20 protein-coding genes are annotated in these 19,609 nt (G+C 53.3%); 1 reads left to right on the top strand and 19 read right to left on the bottom strand.

Translation table 11 applies throughout. The annotated features are described in order from the left end of the window. Positions 1–83: 83 nt before the first annotated feature. From A7E48_RS10100 to hisI, 9 genes are all read right to left on the bottom strand, one after another. The gene (locus A7E48_RS10100) at positions 84–2,561 is read right to left on the bottom strand and encodes an ExeM/NucH family extracellular endonuclease (protein WP_068173015.1); all 2,478 of its coding nucleotides are present in this window, start codon (positions 2,559–2,561) and stop codon (positions 84–86) included. A gap of 347 nt (positions 2,562–2,908) precedes the next feature. After that, complete coding sequence (lgt, locus tag A7E48_RS10105) at positions 2,909–3,787, bottom strand: prolipoprotein diacylglyceryl transferase (protein WP_233126072.1); 879 nt, start codon at positions 3,785–3,787, stop codon at positions 2,909–2,911. Continuing rightward, entirely contained in the window at positions 3,787–4,638 is an 852-nt protein-coding gene (gene trpA, locus A7E48_RS10110) for a tryptophan synthase subunit alpha (protein WP_068173018.1), read from the bottom strand. The genes lgt and trpA overlap by 1 nt, the downstream gene beginning before the upstream one ends. Continuing rightward, positions 4,638–5,975 (bottom strand): tryptophan synthase subunit beta, encoded by a 1,338-nt coding sequence (gene trpB, locus A7E48_RS10115; protein ID WP_068173019.1) that lies wholly within the window; start codon positions 5,973–5,975, stop codon positions 4,638–4,640. Before trpB ends, trpA begins: the two co-directional genes overlap by 1 nt. Before the next feature lie 16 nt (positions 5,976–5,991). After that, positions 5,992–6,822: an indole-3-glycerol phosphate synthase TrpC gene (gene trpC, locus A7E48_RS10120; RefSeq protein ID WP_068173020.1), complete on the bottom strand. Its 831-nt coding sequence runs from the start codon at positions 6,820–6,822 to the stop codon at positions 5,992–5,994. 81 nt (positions 6,823–6,903) lie between these two features. Then, positions 6,904–7,155, bottom strand: a complete 252-nt coding sequence (locus A7E48_RS10125) for an HGxxPAAW family protein (protein WP_068173021.1) — start codon at positions 7,153–7,155, stop codon at positions 6,904–6,906. Positions 7,156–7,306: 151 nt separating this feature from the next. Further along, positions 7,307–7,876 (bottom strand): Trp biosynthesis-associated membrane protein, encoded by a 570-nt coding sequence (locus A7E48_RS10130; RefSeq protein ID WP_083147369.1) that lies wholly within the window; start codon positions 7,874–7,876, stop codon positions 7,307–7,309. Then, positions 7,877–9,463, bottom strand: a complete 1,587-nt coding sequence (locus A7E48_RS10135) for an anthranilate synthase component I (protein WP_068173023.1) — start codon at positions 9,461–9,463, stop codon at positions 7,877–7,879. Positions 9,464–9,549: 86 nt separating this feature from the next. After that, entirely contained in the window at positions 9,550–9,948 is a 399-nt protein-coding gene (hisI, locus tag A7E48_RS10140) for a phosphoribosyl-AMP cyclohydrolase (RefSeq protein WP_068173024.1), read from the bottom strand. A gap of 51 nt (positions 9,949–9,999) precedes the next feature. Between hisI and A7E48_RS10145 the strand changes: the two genes are divergently transcribed. Then, positions 10,000–10,641: a TIGR03085 family metal-binding protein gene (locus A7E48_RS10145; protein WP_083147371.1), complete on the top strand. Its 642-nt coding sequence runs from the start codon at positions 10,000–10,002 to the stop codon at positions 10,639–10,641. 94 nt (positions 10,642–10,735) lie between these two features. On the opposite strand, the gene A7E48_RS10150 is transcribed toward A7E48_RS10145, so the two are convergent. The 10 genes from A7E48_RS10150 to pnuC all read right to left on the bottom strand — a co-directional run bounded on the left by A7E48_RS10150 (position 10,736) and on the right by pnuC (position 19,489). Then, the gene (locus A7E48_RS10150; protein ID WP_141669449.1) at positions 10,736–11,806 is read right to left on the bottom strand and encodes an endonuclease/exonuclease/phosphatase family protein; all 1,071 of its coding nucleotides are present in this window, start codon (positions 11,804–11,806) and stop codon (positions 10,736–10,738) included. Continuing rightward, entirely contained in the window at positions 11,772–12,533 is a 762-nt protein-coding gene (gene hisF / locus A7E48_RS10155) for an imidazole glycerol phosphate synthase subunit HisF (protein ID WP_068173028.1), read from the bottom strand. The genes A7E48_RS10150 and hisF overlap by 35 nt, the downstream gene beginning before the upstream one ends. Positions 12,534–12,541: 8 nt before the next feature. Next, a complete protein-coding gene (gene hisG / locus A7E48_RS10160) occupies positions 12,542–13,387 on the bottom strand; it encodes an ATP phosphoribosyltransferase (RefSeq protein ID WP_068173031.1) in 846 nt (281 codons plus the stop codon). A gap of 16 nt (positions 13,388–13,403) precedes the next feature. Then, a complete protein-coding gene (locus tag A7E48_RS10165; RefSeq protein ID WP_068173034.1) occupies positions 13,404–13,667 on the bottom strand; it encodes a phosphoribosyl-ATP diphosphatase in 264 nt (87 codons plus the stop codon). An 80-nt stretch (positions 13,668–13,747) separates the two neighbouring features. Beyond that, positions 13,748–15,109: a threonine/serine exporter family protein gene (locus A7E48_RS10170; RefSeq protein WP_158004419.1), complete on the bottom strand. Its 1,362-nt coding sequence runs from the start codon at positions 15,107–15,109 to the stop codon at positions 13,748–13,750. A gap of 93 nt (positions 15,110–15,202) precedes the next feature. Beyond that, positions 15,203–15,679 (bottom strand): 6,7-dimethyl-8-ribityllumazine synthase, encoded by a 477-nt coding sequence (gene ribH, locus A7E48_RS10175; protein WP_068173035.1) that lies wholly within the window; start codon positions 15,677–15,679, stop codon positions 15,203–15,205. Then, positions 15,676–16,398 carry a GTP cyclohydrolase II gene (locus tag A7E48_RS10180; RefSeq protein WP_083147373.1) on the bottom strand — a complete coding sequence of 241 codons (723 nt, stop codon included), beginning with the start codon at positions 16,396–16,398 and terminating at the stop codon, positions 15,676–15,678. The genes ribH and A7E48_RS10180 overlap by 4 nt, the downstream gene beginning before the upstream one ends. Then, the gene (ribB, locus tag A7E48_RS10185; protein WP_068173037.1) at positions 16,395–17,693 is read right to left on the bottom strand and encodes a 3,4-dihydroxy-2-butanone-4-phosphate synthase; all 1,299 of its coding nucleotides are present in this window, start codon (positions 17,691–17,693) and stop codon (positions 16,395–16,397) included. The genes A7E48_RS10180 and ribB overlap by 4 nt, the downstream gene beginning before the upstream one ends. Before the next feature lie 22 nt (positions 17,694–17,715). After that, positions 17,716–18,786, bottom strand: a complete 1,071-nt coding sequence (ribD, locus tag A7E48_RS10190; protein WP_068173038.1) for a bifunctional diaminohydroxyphosphoribosylaminopyrimidine deaminase/5-amino-6-(5-phosphoribosylamino)uracil reductase RibD — start codon at positions 18,784–18,786, stop codon at positions 17,716–17,718. Further along, a complete protein-coding gene (gene pnuC, locus A7E48_RS10195) occupies positions 18,776–19,489 on the bottom strand; it encodes a nicotinamide riboside transporter PnuC (protein WP_068173040.1) in 714 nt (237 codons plus the stop codon). Before pnuC ends, ribD begins: the two co-directional genes overlap by 11 nt. Between the last annotated feature and the right edge of the window lie 120 nt (positions 19,490–19,609).

The following is a 19,609-nucleotide window of genomic DNA, read 5'->3' on the forward strand; positions in this document are numbered from 1 at the left end:
TTTCTACTCTTAACAAAGTGCTCCTCCTACTCAACGAGTAGGAGGAGCACTTTCTTATTGGACTGCTTGAGTGGACAGGACTCTTACTTTTTGCCCGCTACATTGTGCTCATAGCGGTAAATAAAAGCCGCCATTGCATCACGCTTGATGGGATCAGCGGGGCGGTAGGTGCCGTCGTCCCAACCTGTAGAAATACCCTTAGAATGCATCCAGGAGATTTCTTTATAGAATGCTCCACCGGGCTGAACATCAGAGAATTCAGCGCTACGAGGTGCTACATAGTGAGGGGAACCTGCTACGCGATAGAAGAATGCTGCCATCGCTGCACGTTCTACAGGAGCTTCGGGGCGGAAAGTACCGTCTGCCCAGCCGGTAGTAATCCCCTGCTCTGCCATCCATGAAATTTCCTTATAGAAGGGATGTGTGGTGGAAACATCAGAGAACTTGGACTGAGCTGGCGCGTTGTACTCAGGTTCACCCGCCATGCGGTAGAAAAAAGCAGCCATTGCCCCGCGGGAGATGTTGTCATGCGGACGGAAGGTGCCGTCATCCCACCCCTGAGTAATACCGGACTGAGCCAGCCACATGATTTCAGAATAGAAGGGTGAGTTTCCCGGGACGTCGGTAAACGAAATGGGAGCATCCGCGCGCAAGTTGAAACCCACGACCTTTGGATCGTGATCGGAGGAACGGTAGGCGTTGGGCTGGTAGAAGTTTGTAGCGTTGTAGTTATAGCGGCTGTATTCAAAAGCAATGGATTCTACGGAGTTGATGTTCCAAACATCTGCCCCGGTCACCTGTTTGAACATAGAGGGAGAAGCCAACACGTGGTCCAGGCTGCCCTGGCGTCCGCCATAAACATAAGAGTAACCGGCGTCGAATTGATCACCAATGTTAATGTATCCAGCATCTGCCAGAATCTTCATAGGATCTTCTTTTGAGTAAGAGTTGAAGTCACCGAGCAGAACAACGTTGTCTGTTTTATTTTCTTTTTTCTCCTGGTCCGCAAAAGCTACCAGAGCTTGTGCCTGCTTCTTGCGATCGGCGTTGGAGGCGCCTTGACCATCGCCCTGATCGGCATTTACGCCAGAACCTGAGCCCTTAGACTTGAAATGGTTGACGATGGCTACGAATTCATCGCCTTTAACCTTTGATCCAACAGGTTCGAAGGTTTGCGCTAGCGGTTTACGGGCATTATTGAATGCATCCGAATCAAGCAAGATTTCAGAATCACCTTGAGGTTGAACCTGGTCATCTTGATAGATGAAAGCGGTGCGAATGACATCTTCTTGACCAGGGAGCGCCTCCGGTGAAGGAACTGCCTTCCACCGCTCAAATCCGGCATCATCATTCAGCGCTGCCACCAAGGTGTTCAATGCTTCGTCGCGGTTCTTGCCGAATGCCGCTGAGTTCTCGATTTCTTCTAGGGAGAGAATAGAGGTGTTCATGGTGTTGATGGCGGCGACGATTTTGTCTTGTTGGCGCTTGAGGTTTTCATCGTTGGCAGCACCGCGCGCATCACAGCCGCTATTGACCGTAATGGGGTTCTTGGCGCGGTCAGTGTAGAACGTGCAACCGGTGAGTTCATCGCCGGTGGTGGAGAAATAGTTGAGCACGTTGAAGCTGGCGATAGTGTAATCCCCACCCACCTTTTCAGGGGCTGCAGTGCGGGTGTTGGTGAACGTTGCGGGAATTGTGGCGGGATTGCTGGCACCGGTGATGGGCTCGGTAGGGTTCAAGCGCCACTCATCGAAGCTATACAGCAACACCGTGGGTTGAGTGAACGTGACTGCCGAACCAACGCGCACGGGGTTCTGCTCAGAAAGATAAGGTAGCGGGATATCTTTGCCACCTCGGGTGTAATCAACGGTAGCGCCGTCGTCCACAATGAAATCTTTTTCGGCGTTAGCTGCCTCGTATGCTTTGGCGGCTTCGCCAGGAGCGACGACGTCGGTGGCAGTGCGCAATGGTGAGGTGCCGTTGGTCAGCTTGATTTCGCCGTAGCGGTTTGTGTTGTAGTTATCGGTCACCGTAATATTACCGGTGGGCTGGAGCAACATGCTCTCCAGTTCTTCGCGCCCTGCCGAGGTGTCAGGGAAAGCACCCTTATAGGGTTGCACGGGGATAATACGGGTGGGAACCTGGCGCATTTTGCCTTGGGCAACAGTCATCTGGGTTAGACCGTGGTATTCGGAAATGGTGCCGGTAACTTCTACGTAGTCTCCGATATGTACCGATCCGACGGTGTCCGGTGAATAGATGAAGAGACCATCTGAGATACCCGGAGTGGGGTCGTTCTCTCCCCCGGTTCCTGCGGTTTGAATGGTGTAACCGCGTAGCCCGCCCTCAGCATAGACTGCGGTGACTTGACCGCTGGTGGTCACTGTTTTATTGACCAATGGAGAGGTATCTGCGGTGCCCTGGATGTCCGCAATGCTGGTGATTTCAGCGGCTGATGCAGCGGTGGTGGACGACGCCGCAGTCGGAACGACGACGACGAATGCGGCGGTGGCGACCGAAAGCGATGCCGCTAGCTTTCGGGAAGTTGAAGCTGAGCTCACGAGAGAATCCTTAGCGAAAATATACGTGGTGTGGATTGAGCCAGTGTGAAGGGGCTCTCTCAAAAGTTTAAATTCAGCTTGATGTTTTCCGGCAGATTCAACGGTGAATGTTGGGTTAAGAATCGATGGCGGTTCTAGTCTTTAGCGTTCTTTTCGCTCCCATTACTACCCCTGTGGTATGAATTTTATTCACTGAAAGTTAGTTGTCGCGGCTAGAAATATTCTCGGAATTTTTCTCTTGCCTGCGTAATGAGAAATAGATATAAATTGCCAAGGGTGCCCAATAAGGGCGAAAAAGCGGGTAAGTCCCTTAGAAACTTACCCGCTTTTCAACCACTTAGAAATAACTAAACCCGCACAGATACCTGCTGTTCGCCGTCTAGCTGAACCTTCCGGCGTCCCCGAGCACCTGCAATCAGAAACCCGACTAGACCCAGCAGAATCAGGAACCCTGAAGTCCAAATGTGGATGCGCAGTCCCCACAGCATTTCTGAGTGGTCAATGCGCAAAAAGACCTCAATCATGAACCTGCCGATTCCATACCACAGCACATAAAGCCAAAAAGTCTGCCCCAGCTTCAGAGCAGCTTTTCGCCCCAGCACTATCAGCAAGATAGCACCCAGCAGATTCCATACCGACTCATAGAGAAAAGTAGGGTGAAAGAGAGTTTCTGCAGGATACTGCGAGGGAAAATTCGCCGACCTCGGATCGATTTCTAGTCCCCAGGGCAGCGTGGTTGGTTTACCGAAAAGTTCCTGGTTGAACCAGTTGCCCCAACGACCGCATGCCTGTGCAAGCAAGATACCCGGCGCGGCGGCGTCGGCAAATTTGGCCAACGAAACCCCGTAGCGTTTGCAGGCAATCCAAGCACCCAAAGCACCGACTGAGATGGCGCCCATAATGCCGATGCCACCCTCCCAGATTTTTGCCCAGCCCCAGGGGTCAACCCCGGGTCCAAAGTAGCTTTGGGGGTCAGTAATAAGCACGTGATAGGCGCGCGCACCTACTATGCCAAAAGGGATAGCCCACAGAGCAATATCCCACACGTTATCGGAGTTCTCCCCCTTGCGCGTCCACCGCACGCTCGTGAGCCAAAGGCACACGGCAATACCCGTCAAGATACACAGTGCATAAATGTGTACGGTGAACGGCCCCACGGGGAACGAACTAACAGAGGGTGAAGGAATAGAGGCAAGAATCAGTGAATCAGAGGAACTATGGAGCACTACTGACGCCCCGCTAGTTCGCGCGCGAGCTGACCCACTGCCTCGGGCCCGCCGGACTGCAATGCCTTGACCAAGGCAGTACCCACAATCACACCGTCGGCATAGGCACCGATTTCTTCTACATGCTCGCGCTTAGAAACACCCAAGCCAACGCACACATTAGGAGCGCCAGCCGAGCGGAGATTCTCCACCAGGGAGTGCGCGGCGTTATTGACCGACGAGCGAGCGCCCGTCACGCCCATCACCGACACTGCATAGACGAAGCCGGAGGATGCCTCAGAAATCATGTGCAAACGTTCCGTTGAGCTGGAAATAGCCGCCAAAAAGATACGGTCAAGACCGTATTTTTCCGATACTTCAAACCACTCTGATGCCTCGTTGGGAACCAAATCCGGGGTAATGAAACCAGAGCCACCAGCTTCAGAAAATTCGCGGGCAAATTCATCGACGCCAAAACGCAGAATGGGGTTCCAGTAGGTCATGACGGTAACAACGGCATCGCACGCTGCGGTAATCTCTCGTGTGGCTCGGAAGGTATCGGTAAGGCGGAAGCCGTTCTCGATGGCTTCTTCTGTTGCCTTCTGAATGACGGGACCATCCATTACAGGGTCAGAATAAGGAATACCCAGTTCAATGATATCTGCACCGTTTTTGCCCAGTTCAATAGCAGCAGCAATCGATTCTTCCACGCTGGGATAACCCACGGGCAAATACCCGACCAAAGCGGGGCGCCCCTCAGCCTTGCACTGAGCGATTTTTGCCGCCAGCTTTGAGTCGGTGTTGGGTGCGGGGAACGATTTATTCAGCACAGAATACTTAGCTGCGCCAGAAATTGCATCCTGATAAGTCATTACTTCTGCTCGCTTTTCTGCGCTTTGCGCTCGTTAGTTGCCTCAGTGTTACCGGTGGTCAAAGATGAGCTAGGGATTGCCTTGCCCAACTTGAACCATTCCAGAGCCGTTCCCATGTCTTTATCGCCACGGCCAGAGAGGCAGACGATCATGATTTTCTCGCGAGCGCCCTCGGGGTCTTCTTTCGCCCATTCGTTGGCAACGCGCAGAGCACCTGCCAGCGCGTGGGCAGATTCGATGGCGGGAATAATGCCTTCGGTCTGGCAGAGCAGGCGGAGGGCGTCCATGGCTTCGGCGTCGGTAACCGGCTGGTAGCTGACGCGTCCGATGTCGTTCAGGTAGGAGTGCTCGGGACCAACGCCGGGGTAATCCAAACCTGCGGAAATGGAGTGAGATTCGATGATTTGACCGTCTTCATTTTGCATCAGGTAGGTTACTGCGCCGTGCAGGACACCGGGGCGGCCCAGGTTGATGGTTGCGGCGTGGCGAGGGGTATCGATACCGTCTCCGCCTGCTTCGAAGCCAAAGATTTGGACGTCGCGGTCGTCGAGGAAAGCATGGAACATGCCGATGGCGTTGGAGCCGCCACCGACACAGGCTGCGATGCCGTCGGGTAGTTTGCCGGTGAGTTCTTGGATTTGCTCGCGGGCTTCGGTACCAATGGCGTCATGGAAGAAGCGCACCATGGCGGGGAAAGGATGCGCCCCGGCAGCAGTTCCTAGCAGGTAGTGAGTGTTTTCCACGTTGGCTACCCAGTCACGCAAAGCTTCGTTAATGGCGTCTTTGAGGGTACGAGATCCGGTTTGAACCGCAATCACGGTTGCCCCCAGAAGCTGCATACGCGCAACGTTCAGAGCCTGACGTTCGGTGTCTTCCTCCCCCATGTACACCACGCATTCCATGCCAAAGAGCGCTGCGGCGGTTGCGGTTGCCACACCGTGCTGGCCGGCACCGGTTTCAGCAATCAAGCGGGTCTTGCCCATGCGCTTTGCCAAAAGCGCCTGACCAATCACGTTGTTAATCTTGTGCGAGCCGGTGTGGTTGAGGTCCTCACGTTTGAGGAAGAAACGGACTCCCCCGGCATGTTCTGAGAATCGAGGTGCCTCGGTTAGCAAAGAAGGACGGTTGGAATATTCGCGGGAGAGGCGCTGAAATTCTTCCATGAACTCAGTGTCTTCCTTCGCTTTGTTGAAGGTTTCCTCTAGTTCTTCCATCGCTGCCATCAATGATTCGGGCATCCACTGACCACCGTACTTGCCGAAGTAAGGGCCAGGCGCGTTCTTCAGCGAATCGGATTCTTGGGGGTTCAAAAAGGCATCTGCCAGTTGTTCGGACATCTCTTATTCCTTTGCCTTAGTTCTTTAGATGGTTCAAAAATTCGTGACGGGCGCGTTGACCTGTCTCGCGGAATAGCTGGACTGTTTCGGTAGGTTCGCCAGATTGCACCAAAGCTTCACCGACCAAAATAGCTTGGGCGCCGTGGGAGGCGTAGTCGGCTACCTCCTGTGCAGAGAGCACTCCTGATTCGGCGATGGTGACGGCATCTTCAGGCAGGAGCTGGGCAAGCTTTTCAAAGTTCGAATTATCGACCTCTAGGGTTTTCAGGTTACGCACGTTGACTCCCACGATGCGAGCACCTACCGCTTTTGCCCGTTCGATTTCCTCCGGGGTATGGGTTTCTACCAGGGCGCTCATGCCCAATTCGTGGGTGAGGTCAAGAAAACGCTGGAGGGTCTCATCATCGAGCGCCGCCACAATCAGCAGAACCAAATCGGCGCCATATGCCCGCGCCTCATAAATTTGGTACTCATCCACGGTGAAATCTTTGCGCAGTACGGGGATGGAAACTCGTTCGCGAACTGCTTTGAGATCAGCTAGCGACCCCTTGAATCGACGTTGTTCAGTCAGCACGGAGATTGCTGCAGCTCCACCCGCTTCGTAGGCGGCAGCAAGATCGGCAGGGTCAGGAATATCAGAAAGCGCACCTTTAGAAGGCGATGATCGCTTGACTTCTGAAATCACCTCAAGGGTATCTTCCGAAGCCCCGCGCAGAGCCGCCAGCGCATCAAGTGCCGCAGGAGCGTGCGCAGCTTTTTCCTTCATTTCTTCCAGCGGTACCTGAGCTTTACGCTCGTCCATATCTTGACGAACACCCACAATAATGTCGTCTAAAACTGTTGTCATCTTGCTACCAACTCCTTATCACCTATTAAAAAAGCGCCCCGCTACGATGCGAGGCGCCCACCATCAATTCACCCGGATGGTTTAGTGATGCTTGTATTTGGTCTTCGAACCGCCCTGGCCGTAACCAGCTGCGCGAAGTACGATGCCAACGATAACGCCAACAACCATCACTACTGCACCTGCAATAACAACTGGCCAATGGAAAGTATCAAAACCGACAGCTGCAATGATAGCGCCAATAACGGTAATAGAAACAAGGGCCCATGCCGCTACGGTGTTACCGTGGTTAGGGTAGGGAACCTCGGGAGTGAGCGTCAGCTGCTTCTCTGCCATGTTTTCTCCTTGAACGTATGTGACCCGCGAAACGTGTGAAAGTATTCTGCGGAGAGTTCTTCTTAATGATTCTAGGTGAAAATTTAGAACTCGTGTTCATTGAGTCCATATGTTGCCCCATTTGATGCAACTTTTCACTGTGTAAGGGTTCTTATACGCGAGCTGTGGGATCTTCTCCTGCGGAGAACGAATCCCAGGTGTCGATTTCGTCGAGGTCTTCATGTTCGGTGCGGACAGCACGCTCGTATTTACGACGCACGGGCCAGGATCGGGACACATAGGCGGTCCACAGGGCGTTGATGAAAAGGACTACCGCCATACAAAGTGCAAGCCAGGGCCAGAACGTCACCGTGAAGTCGCTGCTGGAATCTGCCATACCGGTAGCGTTGCCCACCTCTGTGAGGGTTGCTGAGCCAGGATCCTGCGCTACCGAGAAAATGGATAGAATCATACCCAATCCAGCCAGCGCCATAATGGCACTGATTGCCCACCGTAGCTTGGGCCCTGCAATCCGGATAGCAACTGAGGCAGCTAGCGATACCAAGGCTAACGAACTTACCGCCGGGGCGGCGTCAGATCCAGCAACTTCAATAGTGGGTGAGCTCAGAGTATTCTTTACGTGAACGATGACCCAGGTGGGCAACGTGGTCCCAAAAGCAATGGCGGCAGCGCCCAGGGAAATCAGCATCACTGTTCCAGGGCGTGTCATAGATGAAGACAATTAGCTCTCCTTCGAAAGGCGGTTGAGAGAGGTATCTAGGGGTTCTAGCCCCGAAGCGGTGAGCACTGCTCGCAGAGGTGCAGCCGATTTATTGACGGTTTCCAGTGCTTCTGAAGCAGGGTCAGAATCCATCACGATACCGGCGCCCGCTTGTACATACGCTTTATTTCCTTTGAGGAGCGCGGTGCGTATAGCAATGGCCATATCCATGTTTCCCGCAAAATCAAAATAGCCGCACACTCCCCCGTAAATACCGCGTGCTACTGGCTCATATTCGTCCAGAAGTTGCATGGCACGAGGTTTAGGAGCCCCCGAAAGCGTACCAGCAGGGAAAGCCACCCTGAGCACATCATAGGCAGACATCCCCTCACGCAGGGAAGCGGTGACGGTCGAAGAGATATGCATGATGTGGCTAAAACGTTCAATCTCCATGAACTGCGAAACGCTCACCGTACCGGGTACAGCAATACGGGAAATATCGTTACGCGCCAAATCGATGAGCATCAGGTGCTCAGAACGTTCTTTTTCATCTGCCAGCAATTCCTCAGCCAATGCCCGGTCGTGGACGTCGTCGACCCCTCGCGGGCGCGAACCAGCAATGGGGTGAGTGGTTGCTACACCGTCTTTGAGCGTCACTAACGCTTCAGGAGACGACCCCACAATATGGAAGGGCTCTTCCTGATGGTCCTCTAAATTGAACAGGTACATATAAGGTGAGGGGTTGCTTTGGCGCAGAATCCGATAAACATCCAACGCTTTCGCTTTGTTCTCAGCCTCAAAACGACGGGACACCACAATTTGGAAGACATCGCCATCAAGAATATTTTTCTTCGACTTATCTATAGCGGCTAAAAAGCCTTGCTCGTCCCAGCTATGAACAACCTCAGTCCGGGTTTTCTCTTCCACAGAGTCAGTGTCGTGCAAAGTCGAAACGGTAGTAGTTGCCAGAGGACTCGCTAGTTTCTCCAGCATCGCTTCGATACGCTCGACGGCGTCTGCGTAAGCTTCATCAACGTTGGAATCGGTGCCGTTGAAATTCACCGCGTTGGCAACTAAAGTCACGGTGCCATCAGCGTTATCGTGAATCGCCATATCGCTCACGAGATTGAGCGCAAACTCAGGCAGGTTAACATCGTCCTGGGGCCTGTGAGGTAGTTTCTCCCAGTGGCGGGCAACATCCCAGCCCAAATAACCGACTAAACCGCTAGTCAGCGGCGGTAAGCCCTCAAATTTTTCCGTATGCAAGATTTCCAATGTCTTGCGAATGGCTTCCACCGGATCACCATCTACCGGTGCCCCTGCAGGAGTTTCTCCTTGCCAGAGCACTTCACCCTCGCGAGTCGTTAGAGTAGCCCGGGAGCTAGCCCCAATGAAAGAATACCGGGACCACCTGGCATCCTCCGCCGCAGATTCCAGCAAAAAAGTACCGGCAGGTGCCCACCCCTCTCGCTCAACGAGCGCCCGATAAATCCCAATAGGAGTGAGCGAATCCGCCAAAATGGTGGTGTGTACGGGAATAACCCTGCGGGTCCGCGCAAGTTCGCGAAATTCTTCGAGATCAAGCGAAATGTTGCCTAAATCCTGCACAGTGAAAAGTCCTTAGAAAAACGTGCTTTGCATGCCATCTTAGTCGATAGGTCACAATACCTCGGCGGCAAAGGAATCCCGTGATTTTACTCTGAAGGTTCGACCGGGCGGTTGCCGACGGCGGCGGGCAGCTCTCCCCCTGCTTCAAAACAGGTCCTGGAACCGGTATGGCAGGCGGCTCCTACCTGATCGACCTGAATAAGCAGGGCGTCGCCGTCGCAATCTAGCTGTACCTTCTTCACAAACTGAAAATGCCCTGAAGTATCGCCCTTACACCAAAATTCCTGCCGCGAACGAGACCAAAAAGTAACCCGCCCTTCAGCCAACGTCCGCCGCAATGCTTCGTCGTTCATCCACCCCAGCATAAGAACTTCTGCGGTGTCATGCTGCTGAATAATTGCAGCAAACAATCCGTTCTCATCCCGTTTGAGCCGAGCGGCAATGTGAGGGTCGAGATCTCTAGATTCAGAAAGTTTTTCGCTCATTTTCATCCTTCAGATGTTCAGGCGGGCGGGAAACAGTGAAAGAATCATTATATGACTCAGCAAACACTAACCCCAGCCCAAATCATCCGCGAAGAACGCACCGCCTTGGTTCAGACACTGCGCCAAGCACAGCCGACCGACCCCACCCTGTGTGAAGGCTGGCAGTGCCGCCACCTGCTGGCACACCTCGTGCTGCGCGAAACCGAATTCCTAACCGCCGCAGGAATCGTGGTGCCGTTCCTCAGTGAGCGCACTACCAGGGTGACCAACTATCGCGCAGATAGCCTGATTGAGCGAGAAGCCTACGATCGTGCACTCGACCGCTTTGAAAATCTCGACGGCTACCTCAAAATGCGCAAACTCGCCACCAAGGTAGACCGCAAACTCAACCTCATCGAATACTTTGTGCATATCGAAGACGTACGCCGTGCGCGTCCTGAGCGGAAAGCCCGCGTATTGAACCACGAAACTCAGCAGGCTATCTGGGAGGATGTGCGCTCGCGCGCCAAGATGATGGCGGCAAAGAACTTCCCACACGGTCTGATTGTGGAAGCCCCCGGCTTTGTCGATGGATACTTTACAGTGATTGAGCCGAAGGAAAACATCCCTGCAACAATTCTCACCGGTGAGCCGGGTGAATTGGCGTTGTACCTCTTCGGACGTGAAGACCACGCAAAGGTAGAACTTTCCTAACTCACATATTGAGGCAGTTTGTACCAGATGATGTGCACTGTACCGGGGAAAATTCTGGTACGGTGCACGCCATCTGGTACAAACGGTTCAAGCACTAGTCAGCAACTTTGAGTTCTGTAAAAATCGCCCGATGGTCTCCATTGTCTAAGGCAATAGTTTCAAATCGTTCTACAGAAATTCCTGAGCTCACCAGAATATGATCGATGGGTGCTGATGCTGCCGACGGCCACGACGTCGGCCAAGTGCCCCGCTCCTGCCGGGCAAGCTGTGCGGCGTCATGAAGGTTTTCCAGGTCAGCCATTTCCCCGTGTCTCATCGTGGCGTTGAAGTCTCCTACCACGATGGTGGACTGGGTATCATTTATCTGCCGGTCGAACTCGCCCACGAGCCCTAAATCATTACGCCAATTACTCATCAGCGCAGGTAAAGGCGGCGCGGTATGCACGCCCAGAATGGTCAGTGGATTCGCTGTTTTAGACTCTAGACGAACGCTGCCAAAGGACAGTGGAATACCGGGCTTTTGCTCGAAATTCCCTGCGGATGAACGCACAAAAATTGTAGTGGGGGCTACCGCCTCAGAATACAATCCACCAAAATCTTGAGTCCGCGGTTCAAACAGGGTTCCAGTAAGGCCAGCTCCTTGGGTCGCAGTGGAGACGGTGGAAACGCCACCTTCTGGAAAAACATAGACATCTGCGTGAAAGGCATCATCAAGGTGGCGAAGGTTCTCGGCATTGACGGTGTCCTGGCTATTAAACGAAACAATTTTAAGTGTTCTAGTCGATACCATATCGGCGGCAGCAACCTGCCCGCTCGTCCCTTGAGGAAATGCCACCAGATAGACACCCAACCCCGCCCACACCAGCAAAAAGATAAAACCCCACGTCAGTTTTTTAGAATTGTCTTCTGGACGCCGGATACATATTTGCGCCAAAACTATGCAAGCCACCATGACCAAAAGTACAAGACCTGCGATGCGACTGAAAGCCAGTACTTGGGCAAACCCAAGCCGGACGCTCATCCACCGCGAGAACCCAAGCGCCGGGCACAGCACAACCACCGCTACTGCCGCTGTAATCAACCAGAGTAAAACCCTAATAAGGGTTTTCCGCTGCCGGGAGCGGTGCTTCTTAACGAACCTCGAACCCAGCTGCACGGATGGCATCTTTCACCTCAGCAATGGACACTTCCCCGAAGTGGAAGATAGACGCCGCCAGCACCGCATCAGCTCCTGCCTCAATAGCAGCAGGAAAATGCTCAGGTGCACCTGCCCCGCCGGAAGCAATCAGCGGTAGAGACGCCGCGGCGCGGACAGCGCGAATCATCTCCACATCAAAACCGGCTTTGGTGCCATCAGCGTCGATAGAATTCAGCAATATCTCGCCCACCCCGCGTTTCTGCGCTTCTTCCACCCATTCAACGGCATCTAATCCTGCAGAATTTCTTCCACCATGGGTAGTAACTTCAAAGCCTGAAGGCATCTGTGCATTACGCCGAGCATCCACCGATAGCACCAAAACCTGTGAACCGAAACGCTCCACGATTTCGTTGATCACATCGGGCCGGGCGATAGCAGCTGTGTTGATAGATGCTTTGTCGGCACCGGTGCGAAGTAGCTGAGCGACATCGTCAGCTGTTCGCACTCCACCACCGACGGTCAGCGGAATAAAGACCGTTTCGGCAGTTTGAGCTACTACATCAAAAGTAGTTTCACGGTCAGTGCTAGAAGCAGTGACGTCGAGAAAGGTCAGCTCATCTGCCCCCGCCTCGTTGTATTTCTTCCCCAGTTCTACCGGGTCCCCGGCGTCACGCAATCCCTCGAAATTTACACCTTTGACTACTCGTCCGTTATCGACGTCCAAACAGGGAATAACACGAATTGCAACACCCATGATGACTCCTAAAGTCGAGCAGCTTGAATGGGCGAGACCAAGATAGCGCGAGCGCCAATCTCGTAGAGATCGTCCATAATTTTGTTGACGGCAGTTCGCAGAACCATGGAGCGAACAGCCACCCAGCCGTCGCGTTCCAGCGGCGAAATGGTAGGCGCTTCGAGCCCAGGAGTAATGGCGGTAGCGCGGGGCAGTAAAGCCTGCTCGATGTCGTAGTCCATCAGGACATACTGGCGGGCAATCAAAACGCCACGCAGGCGGCGTGCCAACTTATCTAATCCGCTCGTATCTTCAACACCAGCGCGTTTGATGAGCAAAGCCTCGCTCTTCATCAGAGCTTCCCCAAAGGGTTCTAGCCCCGCAGCACGCATAGTATTGCCGGTTTCTACGACGTCGGCGATGGCGTCGGCTACTCCCAGTCGGATGGAGGATTCGATGGCGCCATCCAAACGAGTCACTGCGGCATCAATGTTATTTTTCTGCAGATAACGACGCACCAGCTTGGAATAAGAGGTTGCAATCCGTTTGCCGTTGAGCTGCTCGATTGAAGTGAATTTACCTTTTGGACCAGCGAAGTGAAAAGTTGAACGCGCAAAATCTAACCCCATCACCTCTTGGGCAGGTGCTTCAGAATCCTGCAATAAATCGCGACCGGTGATGCCGACGTCGAGCGTTCCTTTACCCACATACACTGCGATATCGCGGGGGCGAAGGTAGAAGAACTCGACGTCGTTCTCGGCATCGGCAATAACCAACTCGCGCGAATCACGGCGCTGAAGATAGCCAGATTCTTTGAGCATTTGAGTGGCAGCTTCAGAGAGGGCGCCTTTATTGGGTACAGCTACACGCAACATGATGAAATCCTAGAATTTAGAGGTACTTATAGATATCTTCGGGAGTCAGTCCCTTGGCGATCATCATGACCTGCAAATGATAAATCAGTTGCGAGGCTTCCTCTGCGAATTCGGCGTCGGATTGAAATTCTGCAGCCATCCATACTTCTGCAGCTTCTTCTACAATCTTCTTGCCAATCCCGTGCACGCCGGAATCCAGTTCGGCAACGGTACCTGAACCTTCGGGGCGTTCTGAGGCTTTATCGGTGAGCTCTGCAAAAAGCGAATCAAATGTTTTCACTCTTCTACTGTATGTGATGAAGAGCTCTCGATTAAAGGAAACCCCGCATTTTTCTCAGATGCAAAACACTGGAATTTTTCTTATTTATGAATAGAACGGCTAAACGGTCTGCTAAAGACGGGCAAAATAACGTCTTGGGCATTTCGCTCTTCCACCATGATTTTGTTGAACACTTTTCCCGGGTATCTGTGGGTAAATTGCCGTTTACGAATAGCCCACATGGATTCAGAGACAATCATCTGACCTGTAGTTCCGCCCACTGAGAGACAGTAGAAAAGGACCAGTGCTTCTTTAAGGATGCTGAAAGAATCCGGCTCGTTGTACAGCGAGCCCAGCATGCCCTGGTAAAGCATCATCCCCGGAATCAGCGGCAGAAGAGCCAGCATCATAATGGCGTTGGAAGTGAGATGGATTTGTTTGGAGATAAGTACTCCTACTGCCCCCACACAAATCGATGCCACGGTGGTAGCGGTGAAAGGGCTAAAGGGCAAAACATTGCCAATGACGAAGTGCAACAGCGTGGCACCCAATCCTAAAACGCCCAGTATGAGCAGGCGCAAATTCCTCCCACCGCTTGCCAAAGAAAAGCCAGCGGTAACCAGCGCCGCGCCCACCATTTGCTTCAGCAGCGGGGTGGTCTCTGAACTGAGTGGTTGCAAGTAAGTGAAATCTTCGTTCAAGAAATGATTCATCAATCCCATGCATACAGCCACACCGGAGACCAGGCCGGCTGTGGACATAGTTGCCTCAACCATACGTCCAGTAGCTGAAAGGTACCAGCCCATCATGGCATCCTGAGTTGCTCCGTAGACAGCAATTCCAGCAAGCTGCCCCGCAAGAGCTGAAACGATGCAAACAGCCACAGAATCAGCTGAAGTAATAAGGCAATAGATAGTTGCAATAAAAACAGCGATAAAACCGGCCAACGCATACCTAAAAATTCCAGGTACGCGAGATCGATCCAACGTGTTGAAGCTGATGGATACAAAGAGGGCAGTAATAGCAGCGCCCACCATGGTCAAAGTCTGTGCATTCAGAAGCAGGCTAAAGCCTCCGCCCAAAATTCCAAACCCCAGAGTAACCGCTAGGTTGGAAGGCTCAGACTGACGGTCGATTCTGCGCTCCAGCTCCTGATGGGCCTCTTCAAGAGTCAGCCGCTTGAGTAAGTAATCAGCGACTATTTCTTCTGTGGTGCTTCGCCATCCGATATTAAGAACGCCTGGGGCTATTTCGTGCATATCGGTATAAGGTATGCCGTCGATTCCATCTGTGTCACTGACCGAAAGCTGCCCCAGAGTCACGCTCACCGTAACGTTCTGTTTGCCTTCAGCCTGGGCAATGGCAAGAAGAGTTCTCGTGGTGGACGCCGAGCTCGCACCACTGCGAATCAAGGAGTCCCCCACGAGAATCATAAAGTCGTAGATTCGGTGTTGGGTGGTCATTGAATTGACCATACTAGGCAACTCGTTGTTAACAATCTTTATCGACCCGTACTTTGAGCGAACTTTTCAGCCCACATGAACCGCCGTCCGCAATTAGGATAGGTTTTTCAAAAGTAAGGCAGTCTCTAGAGCAGCTGCGGTTGCTTCATATCCCTTATCTTCTGAGGAGCCTTCCAGTCCGGCGCGCTCTAGCGCTTGTTGCTCATTGTCGCATGTCAGCACTCCAAAGCCCACAGGAGTTTTGGAGTTGACTGATACCTGAGTGAGGCCTTGTGTTGCTGATTGGCATACATAATCAAAGTGTGGAGTTCCGCCGCGAATTACCACGCCTAGAGCCACAACGGCGTCGTGTGATTCTGCTAGCTGAGCTGCTGCCACTGAGAGTTCGAAAGTGCCTGGGACACGTACCAGCGTGGGGTTCTTGATACCGGCATCGGCAGTTGCGCGCTGTCCACCGGCAACTAAACCATCCATCACGGTGGTATGCCAAGACGCCGCAATAATGGCAACTTTTAAATCTTTCATGGTTTCTGGATTCAAGGTGGTGGGTGCTGCGCCTGCGCCGCTCATGGTGTGTCCTTCTGATGGTGGGATGGAGTGAGCAAATGGTTCATCCGCTCACGTTTAGTTTCTAAGTAGGTATGGTTTTCGGGGCGGGGTTCAATTTCATCAGAGATCAAACCGCTGATTCTGATTCCCAATTCTAAAAGTGCTTGTTTCTTAGCGGGATTATTGCTGATGAGCTGAATAGTGTCCAGTCCCAACGCTCGGAGAATCACGGCAGTCTGCCGGTAGTCTCGTTGGTCTGCTGCGAGTCCTTGAGCAAGGTTGGCATCGACGGTATCAAGACCCTCACTCTGCAGACTATAGGCGCGGAGCTTATTTACTAGACCTATCCCTCGTCCTTCATGTTGCCGGACGTAAATCAGGTAACCGCCTCGTTCTTGAATGATGCGAAGACCTTGAGCTAGCTGCGCACCGCAGTCGCAGCGAAAAGACCCGAAGATATCACCGGTGGCACATTCTGAATGAATACGAACGGCGGGACCGAATGATCGCGCATCGTTTTTATCTCTAGAAACAGTTCTAGGGTTTCCCTCTGCATCAACTGCTTGGAGGGAAAGATGCTCGCTGCCGTCGGCAAACTGCCATGCCATCATCTTAAAGTGACCGTGCGCTGTAGGAACGCAGACTGCGGGGCTCTGCGCTATCAGGCGGGGCTTAACTACAGGGGTCAGCTCTTTCGAATCCGGCTGCTCAATCTTTCGCGTTTGTTGGTATTCGTTCATCGATTCCCCTGAACATACTGCGCTAAATCTTCAATCGAAATCATAGGCAGGTTATGTTCGGTGGCGAAAGTTCGCAGAGCATCAAATCGCATCATCGACCCATCGTCATGAACTAATTCGGCGATGACGCCTACACCCGATAGCCCTGCTAGGGTACACAGTTCCACTGCAGCTTCAGTGTGTCCGGGGCGTTCGTTGACGCCGCCGTCCACAGCACGTAAGGGGAAGATATGCCCGGGGCGGGTCAATGACGCCGCTCCAGACTGTGCATCAGCTAAGATACGCGCGGTCAGTGCCCGGTCTGCAGCAGAAATCCCGGTGGAAATTCCATCTGCCGCATCACAGGAAACGGTGTATGCGGTTCCCTTGGGGTCCTGGTTGTGGGCAAGCATTGGAGGAAGATTCAGCTTATCGGCGCGCGCACCGGGCAATGGCGTGCAAATTACCCCGGACGTATAGCGGATGGTGAATCCCATGAGCTCGGAAGTAGCATGTTCTGCGGCGAAGATAATATCGCCTTCGTTCTCGCGGTTCTCATCGTCCACTACAACCACAGCGCGACCGTTGGCAATCGCGTCCACCGCTTCGTTCACCGTATTGAGATGGATACGATTCTGGTACTGCTCGGCAAGTTCAGGTTGAACGGTGATTCCGGCGGTAGAAGTAGAGAATTCCAGGAGGCGCTGAACGTATTTGGCGAGCGCATCGGTTTCAAGGTTGACCGTGTCACCTACCTGCATTTCCCCTAAAACAGTAGCTTCGAGGGTAGCTGGAATGAGGCCGACTTCAAACCAGCTATGATCGGCGGAGGCTGGGGAAACGGCGGTGACTGTAAGCGAAGTACCGTTGACAGCAATAGAACCTTTTTCAGTCAGGTGAGCAGCTAAGCGGGTAGGAATATCAAAGCGAATCGTTCGCCAGCTTTCATGCTCAGTGACGGCAGCCACAGTGCCTACCCCGTCCACATGTCCCTGCACTACGTGGCCATCAAACCTGCCGCCCGCTGGCATGCAGCGTTCCAAATTTACGCGAGTACCAGGTTGCATCTTCCCTAAGTTGGTGCGTGCGAGCGTTTCACCCATCACGTCAGCGACGAAGATGCCCGGCTGCACGTTCTCCGTGCGTGTAGCGGTGAGGCACACTCCGTTGACTGCCAGCGATCCACCGTGTTCCAGATCGTCGACAATCTCACCTGCTTGAATAGTAATCACCGCAGATTCTTGGTCCCCGACAGAGTTCACAGCGGGTTCGATTTTTTCTACTGAGCCAACGGCTCCGATGATACCTGTAAACATAGTTTTCTCTTCTTTCAAATACTTAGTGAGCACCCGGCGCTAGATGCACTCGGAGGTCATCCCCCAAGCGAGTGAGCGCCGGAGTCATACCTAAATCATCCAGTTCCCAGCGGCGCACCTGCGCCAGAGTCTCAATGCCCAAATCGGGAATGGCGCTCTTGCCTGTACCTAGAATTTTGGGGGCTTGATACCAAAAGATTTCGTCCACCGCATCAGCGTCTAAAAAGGCCGAAATAATGGTGGGTCCACCTTCAATCAACAGGTGCTTGACGCCGCGTCGTTGCAGTTCGGCCAGCACGACGCGCGGGTTCCGAGTCGCTATATGCAGAAAGTTTTCTGGTTGCCCATCGGCGGTCTTATCATCCAGCTTCCGCTCCCCCATCACCACGCGCAGTGGCTGATGGGGCAGGTTGTTCCCTTGTGCATCTCTGGCGGTCAGACGGGGCTGGTCATCAAAGAACGTCTGAGTTCCCACCACGATGGCATCAACACGAGCACGAATTGAATGGCCGTCTAATCGCGCCTCAGCTCCCGTAATCCATTGGCTGCTGCCATCTGCTGCCGCAATATAGCCGTCAAGAGTTGAAGCGATTTTTGCGCTTACCCAGGGGCGAGCGGAGGATGTCGTGTCAAACCATCGGCGGTTTAGTTTCTGCGCTGCTGTACTCAGCAACCCCGATTCAACGTTCACTCCACGGGATGCAAGATACTGTGCCCCGCCTGAGGCTTGGCTGGTTCTGTCTGCTTCTGAAAACGTCACCGATGCAATACCAGCATCTGCAATAGCGTGGGAGCAGGGACCGGTTCTACCGGTGTGGTTGCAAGGTTCTAGTGTCACAAACAAGTGCGCACCGGTCACGTCGATTCCCCGGTCACGGGCGTTAGCCAGGGCATCGGCTTCTGCATGTGCGGTGCCTGCTCCGCGGTGCCATCCTGCGGTGAGGAACCGCCCCTCGGCGTCGCATATAACAGCGCCCACTAGTGGGTTTGCCCCGCGCACCCCCTGGGATGCCGCTTCTAAAGCCAGGCTCATAGCTGAGTTTTCACTCAAATAAGTTCCGTGCTTGGGTAAATGCAAGAGCTTAGCGTTCATGGGATGCTTCTACGGTATTGACAGTGGGGTCAGGAAAATTAGTCTCTACTTCAACGCGCGCCATTTCTCGGTTTCGAGTACGCCACCAAACGAAGAAGCCGGTCAACGTAAAGATTCCGTAGAACACGTACATCAGCGCGGTCGCATAGTAACCGGCAGACCACAGCAAAGGTACACCCACCAAATCTACGGCTACCCAAATGAGCCAGAATTCGACCCAGCCTCGCGCCATGCCGTAGGTCGCCAGCAATGACCCCATGAAAATCCATGCGTCTGACCACACGGGCTCGTAAGAACCGAGTGCTCGGAAAACAGGTGTTAAAAGACCGGTGCCCGCTATCATTGCTAAGATGAGAAACAGACGTTCTTTGCCGCTAGCCCAGTGGGGAACGACGGCAGAGCCGCCTTGATTCTTTGAAGCCTTCCACCGGTACCAGCCCCAGATTGAAACGGCAATAAACATGATTTGCCTGCCCGCTTGACCGAGCATATTGATGGCGTGGGGGGACCCAAAAACAGAGCCCAAAAAGACGGTGAAAAGAAGCGCATTCCCGGCGATTCCTACTGGCCACGCCCACACTTTACGTCTCATACCACCTAGCGCGCTGGCTAGACCGAATACATTTCCGAGGACTTCGCGCACCAACAGTGATTGATCGCCAATCTGCCACTGAGCGTCGAAGAGCCACCGCAGAAATTCCATTGTTTCCCTTTCGCGGAGGCTCCGGGGAGAACAAAGCGTTTTCATGCGTGGACGCCCGTAGGAGCCCAAATCGGCACTCAAAGAACTCCTCCGGCTGGTGCCGGGGCGGGTTCTTAGAAC

It is taken from the genome of Rothia sp. ND6WE1A (assembly GCF_001683935.1).
Taxonomy (GTDB): domain Bacteria; phylum Actinomycetota; class Actinomycetes; order Actinomycetales; family Micrococcaceae; genus Rothia; species Rothia amarae.